The organism is Shewanella carassii, from assembly GCF_002777975.1.
In the GTDB taxonomy this organism is placed as follows: domain Bacteria; phylum Pseudomonadota; class Gammaproteobacteria; order Enterobacterales; family Shewanellaceae; genus Shewanella; species Shewanella carassii.
In genome coordinates this window covers 319,044-340,835 of sequence record NZ_NGVS01000014.1, presented here as the reverse complement: position 1 = coordinate 340,835, position 21,792 = coordinate 319,044, and the positions used below count along the sequence as shown (strand labels likewise).

Below are 21,792 nucleotides of genomic sequence, written 5' to 3'. Positions count from 1 at the left end.
CCATGAAAACTTCACTGATCTCAGCCCTGTTGATGGGCACCTTGCTGGCGAGCCAAGCCTGGGCCGGCGAACTGACCAAGATGTCCGGCTCCCGCGAAGGCCGCAGCAACCACGCCTTCATGTATCAAGAAAAGGACTGTAAGACCTGTCACTTAGGTGCCCCAAAAGGCCCGGCAACAGAAACCGCCTGTCTCGAATGCCATGGCGATTACCAGCAAATTGCTGAGCAAACCCGTGACAGTAAGCCCAACCCACACGATGCCCCCCACTGGGGAGCCGATGTGCCCTGCACCGTGTGCCACAGCGAGCATAAGCCGGCAAAGGTGTTATGTAACGACTGCCACCAGTTCACATTCTCCAATTTCAGCCACTGAATTCAGAGGTCAAGATGAAAAAATTACCACTGGCTATCACAGCCCTCGCCGCCTTTTCCGGAGCCGTCAGCGCCGCCCCGACTCTCTATGGCCGCTTGGATTATTCGGTCACCCACTCGGACTCGGGCAGCGCCACCCATAAAACCAAGTCAGGCACAGTGCTGGAAAACAACTTCACTCGCCTGGGCGTCCGGGGGCAGAACGATCTTGGCAGCGACTGGCAAGTCTTCTACCAGATTGAGCTTGGAGTCAACGCCGCCGCACAGGATGCGGGCAATAAACCCGTATCGGCGAGATCGACCTTTCTCGGATTGCGCCACCAAGAATGGGGCTCGCTGGCGGCCGGACGCATGGAGCCTGTGTTCAAGATGACCAAAGGCTTTGTCGATGTGTTCGATAACTACAGCATGAAACACGATCGCTTGATGGCCGGGGATAAACGTTGGGGCGACTCACTGGAATATCGCACGCCAAACTGGCACGGCTGGCAACTGGGGGTCAGCTACCTGCTGGAAGGCAATCACTTTGACGCGGACGATGCCCGCCGTGACAACGGCAACTTCCAGTTGGCATTGAGCTGGGGTGACAAACGTCTCAAGCAAGGCGATCTGTATCTGGCCGCCGCCTACTCAGACGGAGTGGAGGATATCAAGGCCTGGCGCCTGGTGGGGCACTGGAAGCTGCAGCAGCTCAAGCTGGGAACCCTGATCCAACACTCGGAGCAGGTCAATCCGGCCAAGCCGCAATGGCAGGCGCGGGAGGGCACGGGGTTTATTGTCAGTGCCTCCTATCAACTGGACCAGTTAATGCTCAAGGCCCAGTACGGCCGGGATGACTCGGGAACCGGACTCATAGCCACGCGAATTTACGATGCCCTGGGACAAGCAGCCCAGACAGTGCCTGAGGTCAGCCAATGGGGCATAGGCGCCGAGTATCAGCTGTCCAAGTCCACCAGAGTCCACACCGAAATCGGCCAGTTCGATGCCAAGGGCTACAGTGACTTTGATGACACCATTACCAGCATAGGTTTAAGATACGACTTCTAAAACCACTGCAGTCAAAGGCCCGCATTCTCGGGCCTTTTCAATGAAATAACGCTACGAAGCAGCGCCTATTACACATACTCCCTGAGCACTTCCCGGCCCAGCGTCAGCACCTGCATCTCTTCCGAGCCGCCGGAAACTCTGTCGACCCGCAGATCGCGCCAGAAGCGGCTAATGCGATGCTCGCCAGTGATCCCCTGACCGCCAAACACCTGCATGGCATTGTCGACCACATCAAAGGCCGCCTTGGAGCAGTAGAGCTTACACTTGGCGGCATCGCCCGGGGTCATCTGGCCGTTGTCGGCCTTCCAGGCGGTGTGATAAATCATGTTCTTCATGTTGGTGAGCTGCACCGACATATAGGCAAACTTTTCCTGGATCAGCTGCGTCTTGGAGATAGGCAAGTCAAACTGTACCCGCTTGTTGGCGTAACGGGCGGCATCTTCAAAGGCGCAATAGGCACAGCCATAGTTGCTGCAGGCAATGAGGAAACGCTCCAGATCAAACTCCTTCTTCACCCTGGCAAAACCGTTACCTTCGGTACCGAAGAAGTCCTTCTCTTCCAACTCCACGTTGTCGAACTTCACCACGCAGCAGCTATCCATTTTCAACCCCAGCTTAGGAATAAGGCTGACTGAGATCCCCGGTTTATTCATATCGACAAAAAACTCGGAGAAAATCGGTTCAAAGCTGGCGGAATCTTTGGCCATCACCACCAGATAAGGGGTCTCGGCGGCACTGGTGATATAACATTTGGTGCCATTGAGGTAGACCTTGCCCTTCTTTCGGGTATAAGTAGTCTGCAGACTGCGCACATCCGAGCCGGCATCCGGTTCGGTGACCGCCGAGTTCCACACCTGTTTGCCGGTACCTATATAGGCCATGATCTTATCGATCTGCTCCTGGGTACCTTCCTGCAAAATAGTGGGGTATCCCGCCATCTGATAAAGCACATAGGTTGGCGCACCGAGGCGACCCAGTTCTTCCCAGATCAAGGCCAGTGTCACCAGACCGGCATCGCTGCCGCCGTATTCTTCCGGAAGCAGCAAACTATCCAGCCCCAGCTTGGCCAGTTCTCTGACAAAACGCTCAGGATATTCGTTGCTGTCGTCGCAGGCGGAAAAATAACTTTCCCAGTCCTCCTGTGACATCAGCTCTCTTACTCCTGCAATAAATGCTTCTTGTTCGTTCGTCAGTCGATAGTTCATCGATACCTCAGCAAGTCTTCATCAGTAAGCAGCCCACCTGTCTAAACATCTGGACAGGAACCAAGGCAGTATAACTCTGCACATATTCGAGTCAATCCAGACAAAACGCTACAAAATGATTCAATTAATAGAAAATCCATCTAACCAAAGTGAGTCATTCAGTGAATAACTCAGATAACATAGATTATCAGACAATAGCATACAAAATTAAAGTCCAATCCCGTTCATTTACTTAATAAAATATTATTAAATGACAAAAATCATTCTTATTCATGACCAACATCAACTCAATCAAGGCATTAAACTGTAGACTCATTTTGAATTCACAAATATGGAGATATAAATGTCAAACAATGTAAAAATCAAAATAATCCCAACGACTCACTACCAACAAAATACTTGCATTTTTTGGTATGAAGACAGTAAAAAAGCCGCCATTATTGATCCAGGTGGTGAAATAGAAAAGATCATTGCGTTCATTGAACAGCATCAGTTAAAACTTGAAAAAATACTTTTAACCCATGGTCATATAGATCACATTGGTGCTGCCAAATTATTGGCCGATAAAACATCGGCAGAAATACTTGGCCCCCATAAAGATGATAAATTCTTGTTTGATATGCTACCGGATGAAGCTCGGCTATATCATTTCCCCCATTGTGAGGTGTTTTATCCAGATCGTTTTCTGGAGCAAGACGAAGTGATTCAGTTGGGTGAGTTACAGCTTCAGGTGATTCATTGTCCGGGTCATACCCCTGGGCATTTAGTATTCTTTGCCCCTGCACTCAAGTTGGCCTGGGTTGGCGATGTGTTATTCAAACACTCCATAGGCCGCTGCGACTTTCCCGGCGGGGATCATGCGGCACTGCTCAATTCCATCAAGCACAAACTCTGGCCTCTGGGTGAAGAGGTGAGTTTTATTCCCGGCCATGGTCCCATGTCCACCTTTGCAGAAGAGCGGCGCCACAATCCTTATGTCGCCGATCGTTGAAATTATCGCCGCCTCGATGGAGGCGGCTATATCCGAGGTTTTGCCGCTCAGCGTTGGACAAAGCCGGCGACACAAGTGTCCGCCAGCTTCATGCCGCGAGTTTCCGGGGCCAACATAATAGACACTACCAAGCCCAGCAATGAAATAGCGGCGCCGGCCATCATGGTCCAGGAAACCCCATAAGCATTCATAAATACAGGCAAGGCATAGGTCGAGAGTATGGTACCTATGCGGCTGAAAGACATCACGGCCCCTACGGCCGAAGCACGGATATCAGTGGGGAACAACTCATTGGGATAGAGCCACTGCAAGATCCCCGGGCCACCGGAGCAGAAGGCATACATGCCAAAGGCTGCAATCACCAACCAGATACCAGGCGAGGACACCAGCCCCAGCATCGCCAGTGACAAGGTCATCATGGCAAAGCTAATGATAAGCAGTGGCCTGCGGCCGATGGAGTCGAGCCAATACATGGCCGGAATACAACCAATAATAAAGAAGGCACTGATGATGATATTACCAAGCGCCGAATCTTTACCGTCGTAAAAGCCCAAGGCCCCCACTATCTGTGGCCCAAAGGTGTAAATGGCAAACATAGGGATAATTTGGCAGGTCCAGATAGTGCCGATAAAGATGATCATGGTGAAGTTGCGTTTTTCAAACAGCTTACGATACTGAGTATCGCTCTTTTCTTCCGCTTCAATATGAACATTACCGCCAAAGTATTCTTGCATCACTCGTTTATACTCGGCGACCCGGCCCTTACGCAGCAACCAGCGGGGTGACTCGGGCAGATGGAAACGTCCAAGCAGGATCACCAAACAAGGGATCAAGCCGCTGCCAAGCATCCAACGCCAGCCACCCTCGAGATCATAAAGCAGATAACCAACCGCATTGGCCGCCGTTGCACCCACGTACCACATCAGCGCGATAAAACCCATGGTAAAGGCGCGCTTCTTGGTGGGAGAGAACTCGGCCACCATGGAGGTGGCTATGGGGTAATCGGCGCCGATCACCACCCCGATAAGGAAGCGCATCACCACTAACTCTATTGGGGAGGAGACAAACATAGTGGCGACTGACAGCACGGCTATCGCTATGATATCTATCAGGAACATCAATTTGCGGCCAAACAAATCTGCCACATAGCCAAAGAGCGCAGTACCGACAAACAGGCCCACCAGGGTAGATGCCCCAACCAAACCAATCCAGTTGGCATCCAACTGCATCTCGGGGATCAGCTGTTCAAGCGCCAAACCAATAATGACCAGAATGTAGCCATCGAGGAAGGGGCCACCACTGCCCCAAAACATGATTTTCTTATGTAATGGCGTAAACTCCATTTCATCGAACTTTTTAGCTTTCATATGCCAATCTCTTATATTAAATCAATAAACATCTTGATTTATTCGTTCAAAAATGTGCCATTAATCTTCAGCTTGACTTCTCAACTGAGAAATACTGAATAAAAAATGGAATTAAAACAAATCTGAAGCTCAAAAGTGAGAAAAGGTTAGAGTTAACGAACTACATAAGTTGCAGACAAGGTTTAAATTGGTTCAAAAATCAAAATAAATAAGAGCACAACACTTAAAATGGGAGTATACCAAATTCATAAATTAGCTTTACGCCATTAAACATGTGCTCTCAATTTGCACAATCGAGCTCGTTAGAAAACTAACTTAGTTTCAGATCCAGTGTTTTCATTTGAAACTAACCATAGCGATACTCGACACCAAACGTGCCTCTAGGATATTCCCACTTCTTGATAATGGTCTCGCCGCAAAGCATTTTACAGGTGCCACATTCCAAGCAACCGGCAGAGTCAAATTTTAGGCTGCCGTCGTCCTGAATTTTATAAAGCCCTGCAGGACAGGCGTTGACCAATTTACGAAATTCATTGATATCCGGGTTTTCAACAAGCTCAATATGTGGATGCCCTTCATCAACATAGAACTTGTTTACCCCCAGCTTCACATCAACATTGACTGGCTCGCTCATATCGCTGTCATCCCCTTAATACCATCTTTGATCAGATTCATATAACCCACTTCTTTGGCATGCTTCATCAGGGTCTTGCGCAGAGGCTGCGAGGCGCTGCCATCTATGGTGAACATCTCCTGCATGAGATCGGCGACCAGCTTGGGATACTGATTGAAGATCCTTGGGTTCTCCATAAAGGCGGGTAATTTCTGGTACAGCTTGAGATCTTTCATGATAAAGCTGTTGTCCAACAGTGTTTGATAGGCACTGAGTCCAGCGGCACTGAAATCATTCTTGGCCTTGGCTGCGAGCACGGCTCTGGCTGCAGCCTCACCGGATGCAATAGCCAAGTCCATTCCGCGAACCGTATAGCCCACGTTGATACAGAAACCTGCGGCATCGCCGACAATCAAGACACCATCATCCACCAGCTTGGGCACCATGTTCAGTCCGGCCTCGGGAACCACGTGGCCTGAGTACTCGAGCAGCTTGCCGCCTTCAATCAAAGGCTTGATCGCCGGATGATTCTTGAAGTCTTCCAGCATCTGCGGCACTGTCTTGGAGGAAGTTTCGATATGGTGCAAACCACACACTACGCCCAGAGAGACTGTGTCTTTATTGGTGTAGAGGAAGCCCCCACCCAAGAGACCATTGGAAGGTGAACCGGCAAACAACCAAGCAACCCCTTCGTCACCACTGACATTAAAGCGATCCTTAATCTGCTGCTCGGACAGGGCAATCAGCTCCTTGGCACCGACCGCCATGGCACTGGCTTGCACCTTGGGCGTCACCATGCCGATCTGCTCACCCAGAAGTGGATTGACTCCTTCAGCCAGAATCACTGTCTTGGCCAGCAGTGAATCGCCATCGGCTTCTACACCAACAACCTTACCGTCTTCCTTGAGAATTTTTTCGACCCGAATACCGGTAATAAACTGAGCCCCGGCTTCCTCGGCCTGTTCGGCCAACCACTGGTCGAAAGTGCCCCTGAGCAGAGTATAAGATTCCTCTACCGGCTCCTGACCACGGCCGTTGTGATAGTCCAGAGTTACTGCCGTATCATCAGTGAGAAACGATACTTTTTCCTTGGTGACCTTACGCTCCAGCGGTGCCCGCTTGGCAAAGTCAGGCATGATCTTTTCCAGGCTATGAGCATAGAGTCTACCGCCAGTCATATTCTTGGCCCCGGCATAGTTGCCGCGTTCAATCACCAGAACATCGGCGCCCTGACTGGCCAGGACATAGGCAGCAACGCAGCCGGCGAGTCCGCCTCCCACTATGATTGCGTCAAATGCATCTTCTGACATGCTGATCCTCTCTTGAATTCGAGACTACCGGCCCCTTGAGCCGGTAGTCGGGCCAGACAGTTAACCTTTGAAACTGTTCAGTAAGGCTGGAACTATCTTGTTGATATCACCGACAATGCCGTAGTCCGCATACTGGAAAATGGGGGCATTCTTATCTTTGTTGACGGCGATAATGGTTTGGGAATCATTGACACCGACCATGTGCTGGATCTGACCGGAAATACCGACAGCCACATAGACATCAGGCTTGATCATCACACCTGAAACCCCAATGTAGCGCTCACGCTCCATCCATTTTTCGGTTTCGGCGATCGGGCGACTACAACCCAGTTCGGCTCCCACATTGTCGGCCAGCTGTTCAAGCAACTTCAGGTTATCCAGAGAACCGATACCGTTACCGACACCGATAACGCGCTTAGCCTTACCCAAATCCACATTGGACTTTTCTTTTGGCCGACGAGCCAGGCAACGAATCCCATTGGCAGGGGCAACAAATTCCAGAGCGATAGTTTCGGCGCTGCGACCCGCTTCTTCGACAGGCAATTCCTTGAAGGCACCGGCAGCCAGAGTCACTACGGCAATTTGAGAGGTGATCTTCTCTTCACCTATGGCCAGGCCACCGTAGACCAGGTGCTTGGCACCCACATGGCCTTCACCATCGACTGTGAGTTCGGCGGCATCATTGAAAACCCCGGCACTCAGGCGCACACCCAGCTTGGCAGCCAACGCCTTGCCACGACGGCTGGCAGGCAGCAAGACCAAAGATTGCTGTGCTTCGGCTTCAATGGCCTTGGCCATGGTCAGAGCATAATCTTCAACTATGCGGCTAGAATCCTTCTCACCTAGGTGATACACCTTGTTTGCACCCAGTGCTGCAGCTCTGGCGACTTCATCGGCACCACCCAAGACAAATACAGAAACACTGTTACCCAGTTGCAGACCGGCGGCCATTACTTCGGGAAGACGAGTGGCCTCACTGCTGAAAACCCAAACATTTGCTAGCTTGCTCATTTCATCCCCCTCAATTCAATACGTTGCCAATATGACCGACAAACTCGGCAACCTGGCCATCGTCATCACCCTCGATGATGATCTGTTTGCGAGCCTTCTGCTCAGGCGCAGTAATAGACACCAGCTCAACCAGTTGTGGGATCTCTTCCAGCGCCAGTTCGGCATAAGCCAACTTGTTGACCGGCTTTTTACCTGCGGCCAGAATGGCTTTCATTGAAGGGATTTGAGGTTCGTTGATATCGGCAGAAACCGCTAATACGGCAGGGAGTGACAACTCCAGCTCTTCAACTTCATCGTCCAGCTCGCGCTCGACCCGGACCACACCATTGGCGACTTCCAGAATCTTGCTAACACCATTGATGCAAGGCACTTGCAGCAATTCACCAAGCAGCAAGCCTACTTGCTGAGCATAGAGGTCACCGGAACCGTCACCGCAGAGGATCAGGTCATAACCTTCCTGTTTGGCCGCCGCCGCCAGCACTCTGGCAGTTTCATGCGGCAATACCTGTTCCAACTTAGGGTCGCAGACCAGAGTCAGTGCATCCGGGCCTCTTGAAAGAATATCTTTACAGGCTTTGGGAGCCGCCAAGGCATCGGCACCAATACTCAGCGCAGTCACGCTGCAGTCACTCTGGGAGGCCTTCAGTTGCACTGCGGCTTCAACGGCACACAGATCGAATTGGCCAATTTTTTTATTCACATTACTTGTGTCTACAGGAAGGTTGGGAATGACTTTGATATCCTGCTCTTCCGGGACAAGCTTATAACATGCAATGATCTTCATCTTATCTCCAGTCTAAGTATCACTATAAACATTTATCTCTACCGGTTTGCATACATCTATATTGGTGACCTAAAACCCATAACCTATAAAACTTCTGGCTTATGTCACACAAATACAGTCCCTGACTCTGGGAAAAAGAAAATAAACCGCCAAATCCATTCAATATCACAAATGGACATCAGATTAATTCATGCCAACCAAATTTAGAGTTGCTTAATTGATTATTGAGTTAATTAAGAAAACCTCTCCCAATCATCAGCGTTATTTTATTAATACAAGCTATTCCCACCAGAGACCAAACAAATTCGCTCGGCGAGGTGTTTTTTGTGAAGCGCATCTAAATTTTAATCGGTTAATAGTAAAATTTGATTATATAACGACCTTCAACTGTTCATTTTGGAGCATTTAATTGACATTGATCACATAATTTTATCCAGGCGAATCAAAACTGTGATGGCGCGACATTTTTTTATTAATTTACGAAACCATAATCGGTTCAAATTAAAAACGGAGGATGCTGGATGAATAAGTTCAAGCTAAAAAACCTAAGCTTGATGCTATTAGGATTAACGCTTAGCGCGCCAAGCATGGCGGTGGACATCAGTGGTTCAATAAGAGCTAACTACAGTATTAAAGACTTTAGTGATGCTTCCAAGGCCACGGGTGGTGACTTCGATTTCAACACCTTGGGAATAAAGCTCTCCCAAGATTTTGAAGACTATGGATTTGTCGCTGAATACCGCTTTGCCGATGGCTATGACTATCTTAAAAACGGTTATGCCTACTGGAATGCCAACGAAGATCTGACCCTGCAGCTCGGGGTGGTCAACAAGGCATTCGGTAACAAGAACTTTGCTTCTCATAACTGGTGGTACAGCCTCAACTACTACCTGGGCTTTGAAGACGACTATGGTGTTGGTTTCAATATCAACCACAAATTCAATAACTTCGAAACTGATTTTTCTTTTATTCAGAGCTCTCTCTACAAGGGCAGCGACCATCGCAACTTCGCCGGCACCATAAGTTCAGGCACAGTCAATGGCACTACCTACAATAACAAGGAATACAATACAGTCAGTCTGCGTGAGACCTACAGATGGGAAAATGACAACTGGCAAGTACTCCTGGGAGCCTCCGCTGAATACGGCCAACTTTATAATCCAGTAGCCGATGAATCAGGAGATAACCTGAACTATGCCGTTCACTTGGATGCCAAATATCGTGGTTGGGGTGTACAACTCCAGTATTTGAAATATGACTTTGATCAATATGATGATGGTCAAATCGATACTTCAAAAATTGGTGTTGGTGCAGTAAATGGTTTTTATGAAGTAGCCGCCAAAGGCGACATCATGACCTTCAACCTGTCAAAAGTTGTCGATACTCAATGGGGTGGTCAATTCACCTTCTACAACGACTTCAGCATTTTGACTCCAGATGAGTCAAAATTTGATGACTCTGTACTTAACAGTACTGGGGTTTCTCTTTCATACAAACAATTCTTTGTATATGTCGACTATTATCATGCCAAAAATGTTCTATGGCTGGGTGACAATAGTCTAGGTCTAGAGGACAGTGATAAGGAGTGGAATGGTCGATTCAACATTCACCTGCAATATTGGTTTTAATAACTGAGCTATTTAGCCAGTAGCTCAAACCCAAATCATTTTATATTAATCTGAGGTTTTTAATTAAACCTCACGGGCTCACCTTTCCTGAAAATCAGTTAAAGACTTTTTGGGTATGGAGAATTTTGATGAGTGAAAATAAAAAGATCAAAAAGGCCGGTATTGAAGCGAAAATATTTTTCCCTTCACTATTGGTGGTGATCCTTCTCTCCTACTTTACCGTGAGAGACCTTGATGCAGCCAATGAAGTTATCAGCGCAGTCTTCCACTATTTAACCCATAGTTGGGGCTGGGCATTTGAATGGTACATGATAGTCATGCTGGCCGGCTGGCTCTGGTTGCTATTCGGTCCTTATGCCAATAACCGTCTCGGTAATGAAGAACCGGAATTCAGTACCGGAAGCTGGATCTTCCTGATGTTTGCCTCCTGTACCTCAGCCGCCGTGCTGTTCTGGGGTTCATTGGAGATCTACTATTATGTCAGTTATCCCCCATTTGAAATGGAACCTCTGACAGTCCAAGCCAAAGAATTTGGTCTGGCCTATAGTTTGTTCCACTGGGGACCACTGCCATGGGCCGGTTATGCCTTCTTCTCTGTCGCTCTGGGTTACTTCCTGTTCGTAAAGAAAATGGACGTGGTACGCCCCAGCGGTACGCTTTATCCCATCATGGGCAAGAAGTGTGAAGGCATCATAGGCACCATCATAGATAACATCTATGTCGTCGCGCTGATCCTGGCCATGGGTACCAGCCTGGGTCTGGCAACGCCTCTGGTTACCGAGTGTATTCAATATCTGTTCGGTATTCCGCGCACCATTGAAGTAGATGCCACCATCATCTCAGCCTGGATCATCTTCAACGCCGTTTGTGTAGCCTTTGGCCTGCAAAAAGGGATCAAGATTGCCAGTGACCTGCGCAGCTACCTGAGCATCATCATCCTTGCCTGGGTATTCATCATTGGCGCCACCACTTTCACAGTAAACTACTTCACCGATTCCATCGGGGTATTGCTGATGAACATGGGCCGTATGCTGTTCTACACTGCCTCAGTCAGTGAAAGCAGCTTCCCTCAGGATTGGACAGTGTTCTACTGGGCCTGGTGGGTAGTTTACGGCATCCAGATGTGTATCTTCCTGGCCAAGATCTCTCGCGGCAGAACCGTGCGTCAGCTGTGTCTGGCCATGGTCGGCGGCTTGACAGCTTCTACCTGGTTGCTGTGGACCATTCTGGGCAGTAACACACTTAATCTGATGAATGAAAATATCGTCAATATGCCTGCCCTGATTGAACAATATGGTGCCGCCAGGGCCATTATTGAAACCTGGGCGGCTTTGCCAATGAGCACCATCACCATGTGGATGTTCTTTATTCTGTGTTTCTTGGCAACAGTGACATTAATTAACGCCTGTTCTTACACATTGGCCATGTCAACCTGTAAAGGCGTCGATGCGGATAATGAACCACCAGTTTGGGTTCGTGTAGGTTGGTCTGTATTGGTCGGTGTTATCGGTATTGTTTTGTTGGCACTTGGTGGATTAAAACCATTGCAAACAGCCATTATTGCCGGCGGTGCACCTCTCGTTTTCGTGAACATAATGATCATTATCTCATTCTTGAAAGATTCACGAAAAAATAATTGGAAGAGTTAATCGGATTATAGATTCACCTCACACCTTAACTTGATTAAATATATTTATATAGGGGAGTTTTCATGGATTATCGTTTAACAGATGAGCAGGAACTATTCGTTAAAGGTGTTCGTGACTTAATGGAAAGAGAAAATTGGGAACAATATTTCTCTGAGTGCGACGAAAATAGTCAATATCCAGAAAGATTTGTAAAAGAACTGGCTGATATGGGCATAGATAGCCTGTTACTGCCGGAAGAGTTCGGCGGCATGGAAGCCGGACTGATGACCTTGGCGGTTATCTGGGAAGAGTTGGGCCGCCTCGGTGCCCCCACCTATGTCCTGTTCCAGTTGGCCGGCTTTACTACGGTACTGAAACACGGCACCCAAGAACAGATCGACAAGATCATGGCCTTCCTGGGTACAGGTAAACAGATGTGGAACTCCGCCATCACCGAGCCGTCTGCCGGTTCCGATGTTGGTAGCCTGCTGACTACCTATACTCGCCGCGATGGCAAGATTTACCTCAATGGCACCAAGTGCTTTATCACCAGTGCCGCCGGTTGCCCCTTCCTGGTAGTGATGGCCAAAGACTCAGCCTCTGAGAAACCTGTGTTCTCCGAGTTCTTCGTCGACATGACCAAGCCAGGTATCAAAGTCAGCAAGCTTCCCAAACTCGGTCTGAAGATGGACAGCTGCTGTGAAGTGCAGTTCATCGATGTTGAACTGGAAGAGAAAGACTTCTTCGGCACTGAAGGTAACGGCTTCCTGCGGGTAAAAGAAGAGTTCGACGACGAACGCTTCCTGGTGGCCTGCACCAACTATGGTACGGCTTACTGCGCCTTCGAAGACGCCGCCAAGTATGCCAACCAGCGGGTACAGTTCGGTGAAGCCATTGGCCGCACTCAGCTGATCCAGGAGAAGTTTGCCCACATGGCCATCGAGCTGAACAACATGCGCAACATGATCTACCACACAGCCTGGAAAGCCGACAACGGCATGATGACCTCTGGTGACGCGGCCATGTGTAAGTACTACTGCGCCAACGCCGCCTTCCGGGTAGTCGACCATGCCATGCAGGTCTTCGGTGGCTACGCCATCGCCGGTGAGCACCGCATCAGCCGCTTCTGGCGCGATCTGCGGGTAGACAGAGTCTCAGGTGGTTCAGACGAAATGCAGATCCTGACTCTGGGTCGTGCAGTGCTGAAAGATTACCGCAACAAATAGTTGCCCTTGAGTACCGGCCGGGCTTGCCAATCTCCCTGCTCCCGGTGAAACCGGCCGGTCGATATGACGCTGCACACAGCGCCATCTATGCCAAGAATTGCTAGAAGGAACAGATCATGTCACAACACTTGTCTATGCCTACATTCGGTCCGCTCTCCGGTCTCAGAGTGGTGTTTTCCGGTATCGAGATTGCCGGTCCATTTGCCGGGCAGCTGTTTGCCGAATGGGGTGCCGAGGTCATCTGGATTGAAAACGTGGCTTACACAGACACTATCCGGGTACAACCCAACTATCCAGAGCTGTCTCGCCGTAACCTGCATGCCTTGTCGCTGAATATCTTCAAGGATGAAGGACGCGAAGCCTTCCTCAAGCTGATGGAAACCACAGACATCTTTATCGAAGCCAGTAAGGGCCCGGCCTTTGCTCGTCGCGGTATCACGGATGAAGTCTTGTGGGAACGCAACAAAAAGTTAGTTATCGCTCACTTATCTGGTTTTGGTCAATACGGTACCGAGGAATACACTCACCTGGCCGCTTATAACACCATTGCCCAGGCCTTCAGCGGCTATCTGATGCAGAACGGCGATGTCGACCAACCCATGGCATCCTTCCCTTATACAGCTGACTATTTTTCAGGTATGACAGTAACCACATCTGCACTGGCAGCCCTGTATAAGGCGCAACAAACAGGTGTTGGCGAAAGCATCGACGTGGCCATGTATGAAGTTATGTTACGCATGGGCCAATATTTCATGATGGACTACTTCAACGGCGGCAAGATGGCTCCACGCCAGTACAAGGGTCGTGACCCTTACTATGCCGGTTGTGGTCTGTACAAGTGTGAAGACGGCTACATAGTGATGGAAATGGTCGGCGTCACCCAGATTGAAGAGCTGTTCAAAGACATAGGTCTTGGCCACCTGCTGCACACAGAAGCCGTACCGGAGGGCACTCAGCTTATCCACCGCATCGAATGCCCACATGGACAGGAAATTGAAGATGCGCTGGAACGCTACATAGGCCAGCGCACCATTGAACAGGTGCGCGAGCGCTTCGCCGAGCTGAAGATTGCCTGTGCCAAGGTACTCAGCGCCGAAGACCTGGAGTCCAACCCTCAGTACATCGCCCGTGAGTCGATCACCGAGTGGCAAACTATGGACGGCCGTACCTGCAAGGGCCCCAATGTGATGCCCAAATTCAAGAACAACCCAGGCCAGATCTGGCGCGGTATGCCAAGCCACGGCATGGATACCGATGCCATTCTCAAAGATATCGGCTACGACGAAGCCGCTATCCAAGAGCTAGTGAATAAAGGGCTGGCCAAAATCAAAGGAGACAAATAACTCCTGAAGTCGCGCGAAGGCTTGTGTTCAAGCCTTCGCAGTATACCCCGCTGAAAACGTTTTATTGAGCAAGGTGTCAAATGGATATAATAGCTGGACAAGATTTACGTCAGACTTGGGATGATCTGGCCCTCAACTATGGAGAGAAAACGGCGCTTATCGTCGAAAACCTTCAAGGGCTAGCCCAGGAATACAGTTATGCCGGGCTCAATAAAGAGATCAACCGCACCGCTAACCTGTTTCATTCGCTGGGCGTCACCAAGGGCGACAAGGTGGCACTGCATATCAACAACTGTGCCGAGTTCATCTTCTGTTGGTTCGGTCTGGCCAAGATAGGCGCCATCATGGTGCCAATAAATACTCATCTGCTGCAGGAAGAAACCGCCTACATTCTGGACAAGTGTGGTATCTCGCTGGTGGTTACCAGCAGCGATTTTCAATCACTCTATAGCTGTTTGCAGCAAGATCCCGGCTCTCCACTACAGCAGATACTGCTGATTGCCGATGAATCTGCCACCGCGCCGGCCAATATTCTCAATTTTCATCGCCTAAGGCTGGCACAACCCGACGAGCTGCAACACAGAGTGCCATTGAGCAGCAGCGATGTTGCCGAAATCCTATTTACCTCGGGCACGACTTCCCGTCCCAAGGGCGTGGTAATTACCCACTACAATCTCAGATTCGCCGGTTACTATACCGCCTGGCAATGTGCCCTTAGGGACGATGATATCTACCTGACCCCCATGCCCGCCTATCATATTGACTGCCAGTGCACCGCAGCCATGGCGGCCTTTTCGGCGGGAGCCACCTTTGTGATGCTGGAAAAATTCAGCGCCCGCGCCTTCTGGGGGCAAATCTGTAAGTATCGTGCCACAGTCACAGAATGTATCCCGCTGATGATCCGCACCCTGATGATGCAGCCGCAAATGCCCTGGGAGAAACAGCATTGCCTGCGTGAAGTATTGTTCTACCTCAACCTGTCGGATCAAGAAAAAGACGCCTTTGTCGAACGCTTTAACGTGCGTCTGTTTACCTCATACGGCATGACAGAAACCATAGTCGGCGTCATAGGCGACCGCCCAGGTGACAAGCGGCGCTGGCCCTCCATCGGCCGAGTCGGCATGGGCTATCAGGTAGAGATCCGCGATCAACAAGGGCGCCCACTACCTCCCGGCGAGACCGGCGAGATCTGCATCAAGGGTGAACCGGGTAAGACACTGTTTCGTGAGTACTACAAGTTGCCGGAAGAGACCGCCAAGACACTCTCGGCCGACGGTTGGCTGCACACAGGCGACTCAGGCTACGTCGATGAGGAAGGCTTTTTCTACTTTATCGATCGCAGCTGCAACATGATCAAACGCTGCGGCGAAAATATCTCCTGTGTCGAACTGGAAAACATTATTTCCGAGCATCCCAAAATTGCCGATGTCGCCATTATTGGGGTGAAAGACTCAATTCGAGATCAAGCCATCAAGGCTTTTATTGTCTTGCATGAAAACCAAACAATTACCGAAGAGGAGTTCTTCGAATATTGCGAAGAACATATGGCTAAATTCAAGGTGCCTTCTTTCCTTGAAATCAGAAAGAGTCTACCAAGAACTTGTTCGGGGAAAATAAAAAAGAAGAGTCTTTGCTAACAATCAGCCAAACAAATAAACCGAATTAAAATTTTAAGCCTTCAATATATCGAAGGCTTAAAAAGCAAACCGTAAAAACCAAAAAGTATTTGGTAAGTTGCTTATTACCAATAAATGTAATAGCTGGGTAATATCTGCTTAAGCCATAGATAATTGTGGCCTTAGGCTGGCGATAAGCGTTAACTGTATTTCGCACATACTCAGTGATATTTTAATCCAGATGGAGTATTAGCATGAACGAATCGTTACACATACGCCGCAATGGCCATATTCTGGAAATCACCCTGGATCGCCCCAAGGCCAATGCCATAGATGCCAAGACCAGTTTTGCCATGGGTGAAGCCTTTATCGCTTTCCGTGATGATCCGGAACTGCGGGTGGCAATTATTACCGGAGCCGGTGAGCGCTTCTTCTCTGCCGGCTGGGATCTGAAAGCCGCCGCCGAGGGCGAAGCCCCGGATGCCGACTTTGGTCCTGGTGGTTTTGCCGGTCTGACCGAGCTGTTCGATCTGGACAAGCCTGTTATCGCCGCCGTCAACGGTTATGCCTTCGGTGGTGGTTTCGAACTGGCCCTGGCCGCCGACATGATAGTCTGCAGCGACAACGCCAGCTTCGCCCTGCCTGAAGCCAAACTGGGCATAGTACCGGATAGCGGCGGCATGCTGCGTCTACCTAAGCTGATCCCACCTGCGATTGTCAATGAAATGATGATGACCGGCCGCCGCATGGATGCCCAGGAAGCGTTGCGCTGGGGCATAGTCAACCGGGTAGTGGACAACAGCCAACTGATGGAAACCGCCCGAGAGTTGGCGCAGGAGATCACCCAGAGTGCTCCTCTGGCCATCGCCGCTCTGAAAGAAGTTTATCGCACCACCAGCGAAATGCCGGTGGAAGAAGCCTATCGCTTTATCCGCAGCGGTCAGCTGAAACACTATCCTTCCGTATTGCATTCAGAAGACGCGCTGGAAGGGCCACAGGCCTTTGCCGAAAAACGCGATCCTGTCTGGAAAGGCAAATAATTTAAGGAAAGCACGCCAACCGGGACAAGGATGTCCCCCCCCTGCAACCCACCAGGATAAATACCATGACCTGTTATGCATTTGAAGGTCTGATCCCTGTTGTCGACCCCAGCGCCTTTGTTCACCCCAGTGCCGTACTGATAGGCGATGTGATAGTCGGCGCCAATGTCTACGTTGGCCCTCACGCTTCCCTTCGCGGTGATTATGGCCGGCTGATCCTCAAAGCCGGCAGCAACCTGCAAGATGGCTGCATCATGCACGGCTATTGCGATCAGGACACCATAGTCGCCGAAGATGGTCATATCGGCCATGGCGCCGTGCTGCACGGCTGCATCATAGGCCGCAATGCCCTGATAGGCATGAACAGCGTGATCATAGATGGCGCCGAGATAGGGCCAGACAGCATAGTCGGCGCCATGAGCTTTATCAAAGCCGGCTTTCAGGGCCAACCGCGGCAGTTACTGGCAGGCTCTCCCGCCCGATATATCCGCGATGTCACAGAGCAGGATCTACACTGGAAACGCCTCAATACCCAGGAATATCAGGCGCTGGTGCCGCGCTGCCACAACTCCCTTCGGGAAGTGAGGCCGCTGACACAAGCCGAAGCCAACCGTCCCAGGCTCAAAGGGGTCACAGAGGTGACCTATAAGGCCTGATCCCCTTGCTGAATGGAGTACCCGTATGCCACTCAATCCCCAGGTTGAAACCTTCCTGCAGCAAACCTATGCCGCAGGCTTTACCCCCTATGAAGATCTGGCGCCCGAGGCCGGTCGTCATCAGGAACACAGCGATATTCCCCCGGCCAGACCACCGGAAGAGATGGCCGCCGTTGAACACAGATTTATTCCCGGCCCTACCGCCGACCTGCCGGTTAGGATTTACCGCCCGAAACACAGCGAACAACCCCAGCCGGCGCTGATCTACTTTCACGGCAGTGGCTGGATGGTGTCGAACATAGAGATCAACGACCCCTTCAGCCGGGCACTGGCCAAGAATTGCGGCGTGGTGGTGATTGCCGTTAATTATCAAAAAGCGCCGGAGCACAAGTTCCCCATCCCCATGGATGACTGTTACGCGGCAACCCTGTGGGTGTTCAAACACGCCGAGAGACTGGGGCTGGATCCCAAGCGAATCGGTATCTTTGGCGACAGCGCCGGTGCCAATCTCGCCGCAGCGGTGGCATTGAGGTGCCGTGATGAAGACTCGGCAGATCTCGCCTGCCAGGTACTGGTTTATCCGCCGGTGCAGTACAGCTGGCACACGGCCTCGGCCGAGAAATACGCCACAGGTTTTTTGCTGCACAAGGACAGCATGAAGTACTACTGGAACCACTATCTGCGCAGCCCGGCCGATGCCATTCATCCCTATTGCTCACCTTTGCTGGCAACCGACCACAGCAAGCTGCCTGCAACCTTGCTCTACTGCGCCGAATGCGATCCCCTGTGCGACGACAGCCGCCTGTACGCCGACAAGTTGGCGACTTCTGGCGTAGCCGTGCACTATCAGCGCTACCCGGGCACGATTCACGGCTTTATTAAGATGTTGGGAGTGTTCGATCAGGCCGATGAGTTCCAGCGCGATGTCGGCGCCCAAGTAAGAGAGCTGCTGGCGGTCAAGGATTAACAACCCAAGCGCCTGAGTTTAACAGCCCTGAAATTGGGCACCCAAACAGCCGCCCAAAATCACCACCTCCATGGGAGGGGGTTAAGATTGACAACAAAATGCCCGGCTCGATGCCGGGCATTTTTATTTCGATGGGTTCGAGTCTGAAATTGACTCACTCAAGCCGCCGGGCAGAGCTGCGCCTGCAGTTCGGCTTCCCCGGTCAAACCACGATAGCCCTTAATTAACCTGCCCTTGCTGTCCAGCAGCAACAGAATGGGGGTTGCCGGAATACCGCCCATATCCCTGACCAGCTCCATTGGCGCTCTATAGGCCTCAAACGGAAAGTTGAGGCGGAACAGCGCCCGTTTCAGGGCCAGTTGATTGCCATTAACGCCGAGCGCCACCGGCTGCAGATGACCAGGGCACAGCTGATGTAACTTTTTCAGCACCGCCGCCTGCTTAACACACCAGGGGCACTCGGGCTCAAAGAACATCAACACAGCACTCTGGCCCTCGAGATGTGCCAGCGTCTGTTGTTCCTGCCCACGAAGGGGCTGGAACTGATAGTCGCGGGTCAGCTGTGAGGCCTGCAACGGCATAGCACACAGCAGCAATAATCCCAGGGCCAGGCGCTTCATCATCAGAACACCAGTTTCATGCCGGCATAGATCTCTCTGCCACGCAGCGGGCCATAGATGTAACCCACATCGAAGGCGCCTTCGGCGTCATAGAACAAGGGGCTTTCCTCGTCACCGGCCTGAGTATAGTCAAACAGGTTGCTGACCCCGGTATAGAAAGACAGGTTGTCGTTGAACTGATAGCTGGCACGCAAGTCCAGGGTAAAGTAGGACGGCGCATCAGTACGTTTCTTCGAGTCGGGATCCACCTTACCGTTGGCATCCAGGCGGTTGTAACCTTCATAACCGTACTGCGACAGATCGCGGCTGCCAATCCACACCAGGTTGGCGAAAAATTCCCAATCGTTGACGTCCCAATCCACGCTCAGGGTCACCCGTTCCTCGACCGGTGCCACGGCATAGGAAGACTTGAATACCGAATCATAGTCGAAGTGCTCGCCGGTAAGGTTAACCGTCAGATCATCGGTCAGACGATAGCCCAGGGCGATATCTGTGGTCACCACACTGGCCTTCTCATCCAACTGGGTCAGCAGCGGGATCCCTTGGTCGTTGGTGGTCAGCGCCGCCAGATGCTCGACTTCGGTCCAGGCCACAGAGGCGGTAGAGGTGAGTCTGTCACCCTCGTAGCTCAGGGCATAGTTCACCGAGTTGGAACGCTCCAGCTCGTCGATGTCGATATCGAACCCCAATGAGCCATCCAGAATGCCGTGATCAGTCTCGAAGAATGACAGCGGTGCCCGATAGCCACGACCGGCAGACAGACGCGAAGTCCACAGCTCATTGTGACGCAGGCGAATATCGACTCTGGGCGAGAGTATCGACTCGTCCAACTCCGTGCCCGGCTTGCTGGGGTCGGTAAAGTCGGCTGTGATGCTGTCGTAACGCAGCGCCATGGCCACTTCGAGGTCATCGGTCACCTGCCAGGTATCCTGCAGGTACAGGCCCTTGACGTCATAGTCAAAAGAGTCGGAAACATAGTCAGGGTTGGCGCTGCCGGCGCGGGAGTGGGAGCGCATCTCTTCGGTACGCAGATCGGCACCAAAGGTCAACAGATGGCTGTCGTTAAGTAGGTAGTTGAATCTGGCATCGAAGAACCACATCTTGTCATCGGCGGTATAGTCAAACCCTTCGTAGAAGGAGTCCTGCTTGTGCTCGGCATAGCTTACCGCCAGGTGCATGTTCCAGTCGTCGTTAAATTCCTTCAGCCAGGCAAGCGAGGCCTCGTTGCGCTCTGTCTTGATCCATTCGGTAGTTTCCCAGGCCTTGCCGGTATAGGGATTACGGATATCACCGTCTTCAAACAGCTGTTGCGGCTCACTGGGCTTATCATCAAAACCTGAGAGTACATTGCCTATGCTGGAGGCGGTGCCATCGGCAAAGCTGCTGCCCAGCATGGGGCCACCAAAGATCTCCGACTGGATATTGGCCATGCGCAGCACCAGGTTGTCAAAGTCGCCGATATCCTGAGAAATTCTGGCAGTTACGCTGCGGTTTTCCTGCAGTGGCGCCTCGTTGACCTTGTTATTGTCGGCATCGAACTGATCTCTGTCGTCATACTGAGCCACCAGCGTTGCCCGGGTGCGGCCGTCTTCACTGACGCCCTTGCCGAGGAAACCCACTTTGCGATAACCGTTTTCACCTGCGGCAACATCCAACTCGGCGCCGTTTTCGGTGGGCTCATAGCTGATGATGTTGATGGTGCCGCCGATAGCCTCAGGGGCGATCAGTGAAGCACCGGCGCCGCGGGCCACTTCGATGCGCTCTATCCCTGTGGTAGGAATGGCATCGACGGCGTAATAACCGGAAATCATGGTATGCACCGGCAAACCATCCACCAGAATCGTGGTCTGCTCGCCTTTCATGCCGTTGAGCATGATGCGTTTTACACCACACATGGAGCATTCGTTGGAGACTTTTACCCCGGGAGAGTTATCTATAGCTTCCGACAGGTTAACGGCATTTTTGTTTTCTATGATGCTGGCATCGATGACTTCCGTCTTCATTATGGTGTTAGCCAGGGTGCCGGCTTGCTCCAGCCGCTGTCTAACCCCGACTACACTGAGCCGCTCAATATTTTCTGCGGCCGGCTCCTGCGCTTTTTCTGCTTCAGCCGCCATCAACTGTGGGCTCAACAGGGCCGCCAATACAACTGCCAGATAAGTCGGTTTCACTCGGGTCGCTCCATAAAATCAAATAAAGTTGCGTCATATTATACTAATGATAATGATTATCAATTGATGAGGATCATGTTTTTTAACAGTGACACCAATATGTGAACAGATCCCCTAAAGGTATTACCCGAACAGTGACATTTTCCGGTTAAATAATGCAGAAATGCCGAAGGCCCGCATAATGGCGGGCCTTCGG

Annotated in this window: 19 protein-coding genes; 11 read left to right on the top strand and 8 right to left on the bottom strand. The window is 51.1% G+C overall.

All coding sequences use genetic code 11. The features are described from left to right. Positions 1-2 precede the first annotated feature (2 nt). Complete coding sequence (locus tag CBE72_RS10190; RefSeq protein WP_044735378.1) at positions 3-374, top strand: cytochrome c3 family protein; 372 nt, start codon at positions 3-5, stop codon at positions 372-374. A gap of 14 nt (positions 375-388) precedes the next feature. After that, positions 389-1,420, top strand: a complete 1,032-nt coding sequence (locus tag CBE72_RS10185) for a porin (RefSeq protein WP_100143433.1) — start codon at positions 389-391, stop codon at positions 1,418-1,420. A 68-nt stretch (positions 1,421-1,488) separates the two neighbouring features. Here the strand turns inward: CBE72_RS10185 and caiA (CBE72_RS10180) are convergent, their stop codons facing one another. Further along, on the bottom strand, positions 1,489-2,625 hold the full coding sequence (caiA, locus tag CBE72_RS10180; RefSeq protein WP_100143432.1) for a crotonobetainyl-CoA dehydrogenase: 1,137 nt from the start codon (positions 2,623-2,625) through the stop codon (positions 1,489-1,491). 343 nt (positions 2,626-2,968) lie between these two features. Here caiA (CBE72_RS10180) and CBE72_RS10175 point away from each other — a divergent pair, with 343 nt between their 5' ends. Further along, positions 2,969-3,616, top strand: coding sequence for an MBL fold metallo-hydrolase (locus CBE72_RS10175; protein WP_100143431.1), 648 nt, complete (start codon positions 2,969-2,971; stop codon positions 3,614-3,616). A 47-nt stretch (positions 3,617-3,663) separates the two neighbouring features. Here CBE72_RS10175 and CBE72_RS10170 read toward each other — a convergent pair whose 3' ends face one another. From CBE72_RS10170 to fixA, 5 genes are all read right to left on the bottom strand, one after another. Next, on the bottom strand, positions 3,664-4,983 hold the full coding sequence (locus CBE72_RS10170) for an MFS transporter (protein ID WP_100143430.1): 1,320 nt from the start codon (positions 4,981-4,983) through the stop codon (positions 3,664-3,666). A gap of 346 nt (positions 4,984-5,329) precedes the next feature. After that, positions 5,330-5,617 carry a 4Fe-4S dicluster domain-containing protein gene (locus tag CBE72_RS10165; RefSeq protein ID WP_100143429.1) on the bottom strand — a complete coding sequence of 96 codons (288 nt, stop codon included), beginning with the start codon at positions 5,615-5,617 and terminating at the stop codon, positions 5,330-5,332. Beyond that, complete coding sequence (locus CBE72_RS10160; protein ID WP_100143428.1) at positions 5,614-6,906, bottom strand: FAD-dependent oxidoreductase; 1,293 nt, start codon at positions 6,904-6,906, stop codon at positions 5,614-5,616. Before CBE72_RS10160 ends, CBE72_RS10165 begins: the two co-directional genes overlap by 4 nt. A 60-nt stretch (positions 6,907-6,966) precedes the next feature. Continuing rightward, complete coding sequence (locus CBE72_RS10155) at positions 6,967-7,917, bottom strand: FAD-binding protein (RefSeq protein WP_100143427.1); 951 nt, start codon at positions 7,915-7,917, stop codon at positions 6,967-6,969. A gap of 10 nt (positions 7,918-7,927) precedes the next feature. Continuing rightward, positions 7,928-8,701, bottom strand: a complete 774-nt coding sequence (fixA, locus tag CBE72_RS10150) for a putative electron transfer flavoprotein FixA (protein ID WP_100143426.1) — start codon at positions 8,699-8,701, stop codon at positions 7,928-7,930. Positions 8,702-9,222: 521 nt separating this feature from the next. On the opposite strand from fixA, the gene CBE72_RS10145 reads away from it, so the two are divergent. The 8 genes from CBE72_RS10145 (at position 9,223) to CBE72_RS10110 (ending at position 18,805) form a co-directional block, all read left to right on the top strand. Next, positions 9,223-10,329 carry a hypothetical protein gene (locus CBE72_RS10145; RefSeq protein WP_157929059.1) on the top strand — a complete coding sequence of 369 codons (1,107 nt, stop codon included), beginning with the start codon at positions 9,223-9,225 and terminating at the stop codon, positions 10,327-10,329. A 128-nt stretch (positions 10,330-10,457) separates the two neighbouring features. After that, positions 10,458-11,978, top strand: coding sequence for an L-carnitine/gamma-butyrobetaine antiporter (caiT, locus tag CBE72_RS10140; protein ID WP_100143424.1), 1,521 nt, complete (start codon positions 10,458-10,460; stop codon positions 11,976-11,978). Between the two features lie 62 nt (positions 11,979-12,040). Further along, positions 12,041-13,183, top strand: a complete 1,143-nt coding sequence (gene caiA, locus CBE72_RS10135; RefSeq protein ID WP_100143423.1) for a crotonobetainyl-CoA dehydrogenase — start codon at positions 12,041-12,043, stop codon at positions 13,181-13,183. Positions 13,184-13,299: 116 nt separating this feature from the next. Continuing rightward, complete coding sequence (caiB, locus tag CBE72_RS10130; RefSeq protein WP_100143422.1) at positions 13,300-14,526, top strand: L-carnitine CoA-transferase; 1,227 nt, start codon at positions 13,300-13,302, stop codon at positions 14,524-14,526. A gap of 80 nt (positions 14,527-14,606) precedes the next feature. Further along, on the top strand, positions 14,607-16,163 hold the full coding sequence (gene caiC / locus CBE72_RS10125) for a crotonobetaine/carnitine-CoA ligase (protein ID WP_100143421.1): 1,557 nt from the start codon (positions 14,607-14,609) through the stop codon (positions 16,161-16,163). 233 nt (positions 16,164-16,396) lie between these two features. Continuing rightward, positions 16,397-17,182 carry a crotonobetainyl-CoA hydratase gene (gene caiD / locus CBE72_RS10120; protein WP_025010097.1) on the top strand — a complete coding sequence of 262 codons (786 nt, stop codon included), beginning with the start codon at positions 16,397-16,399 and terminating at the stop codon, positions 17,180-17,182. 65 nt (positions 17,183-17,247) lie between these two features. Beyond that, complete coding sequence (gene caiE, locus CBE72_RS10115; RefSeq protein ID WP_100143420.1) at positions 17,248-17,838, top strand: carnitine operon protein CaiE; 591 nt, start codon at positions 17,248-17,250, stop codon at positions 17,836-17,838. 25 nt (positions 17,839-17,863) lie between these two features. Next, positions 17,864-18,805 (top strand): alpha/beta hydrolase, encoded by a 942-nt coding sequence (locus CBE72_RS10110; RefSeq protein WP_100143419.1) that lies wholly within the window; start codon positions 17,864-17,866, stop codon positions 18,803-18,805. A 158-nt stretch (positions 18,806-18,963) separates the two neighbouring features. On the opposite strand, the gene CBE72_RS10105 is transcribed toward CBE72_RS10110, so the two are convergent. Further along, on the bottom strand, positions 18,964-19,428 hold the full coding sequence (locus CBE72_RS10105) for a TlpA family protein disulfide reductase (protein ID WP_167387661.1): 465 nt from the start codon (positions 19,426-19,428) through the stop codon (positions 18,964-18,966). Continuing rightward, positions 19,428-21,596: a TonB-dependent receptor plug domain-containing protein gene (locus CBE72_RS10100; RefSeq protein ID WP_100143418.1), complete on the bottom strand. Its 2,169-nt coding sequence runs from the start codon at positions 21,594-21,596 to the stop codon at positions 19,428-19,430. Before CBE72_RS10100 ends, CBE72_RS10105 begins: the two co-directional genes overlap by 1 nt. Between the last annotated feature and the right edge of the window lie 196 nt (positions 21,597-21,792).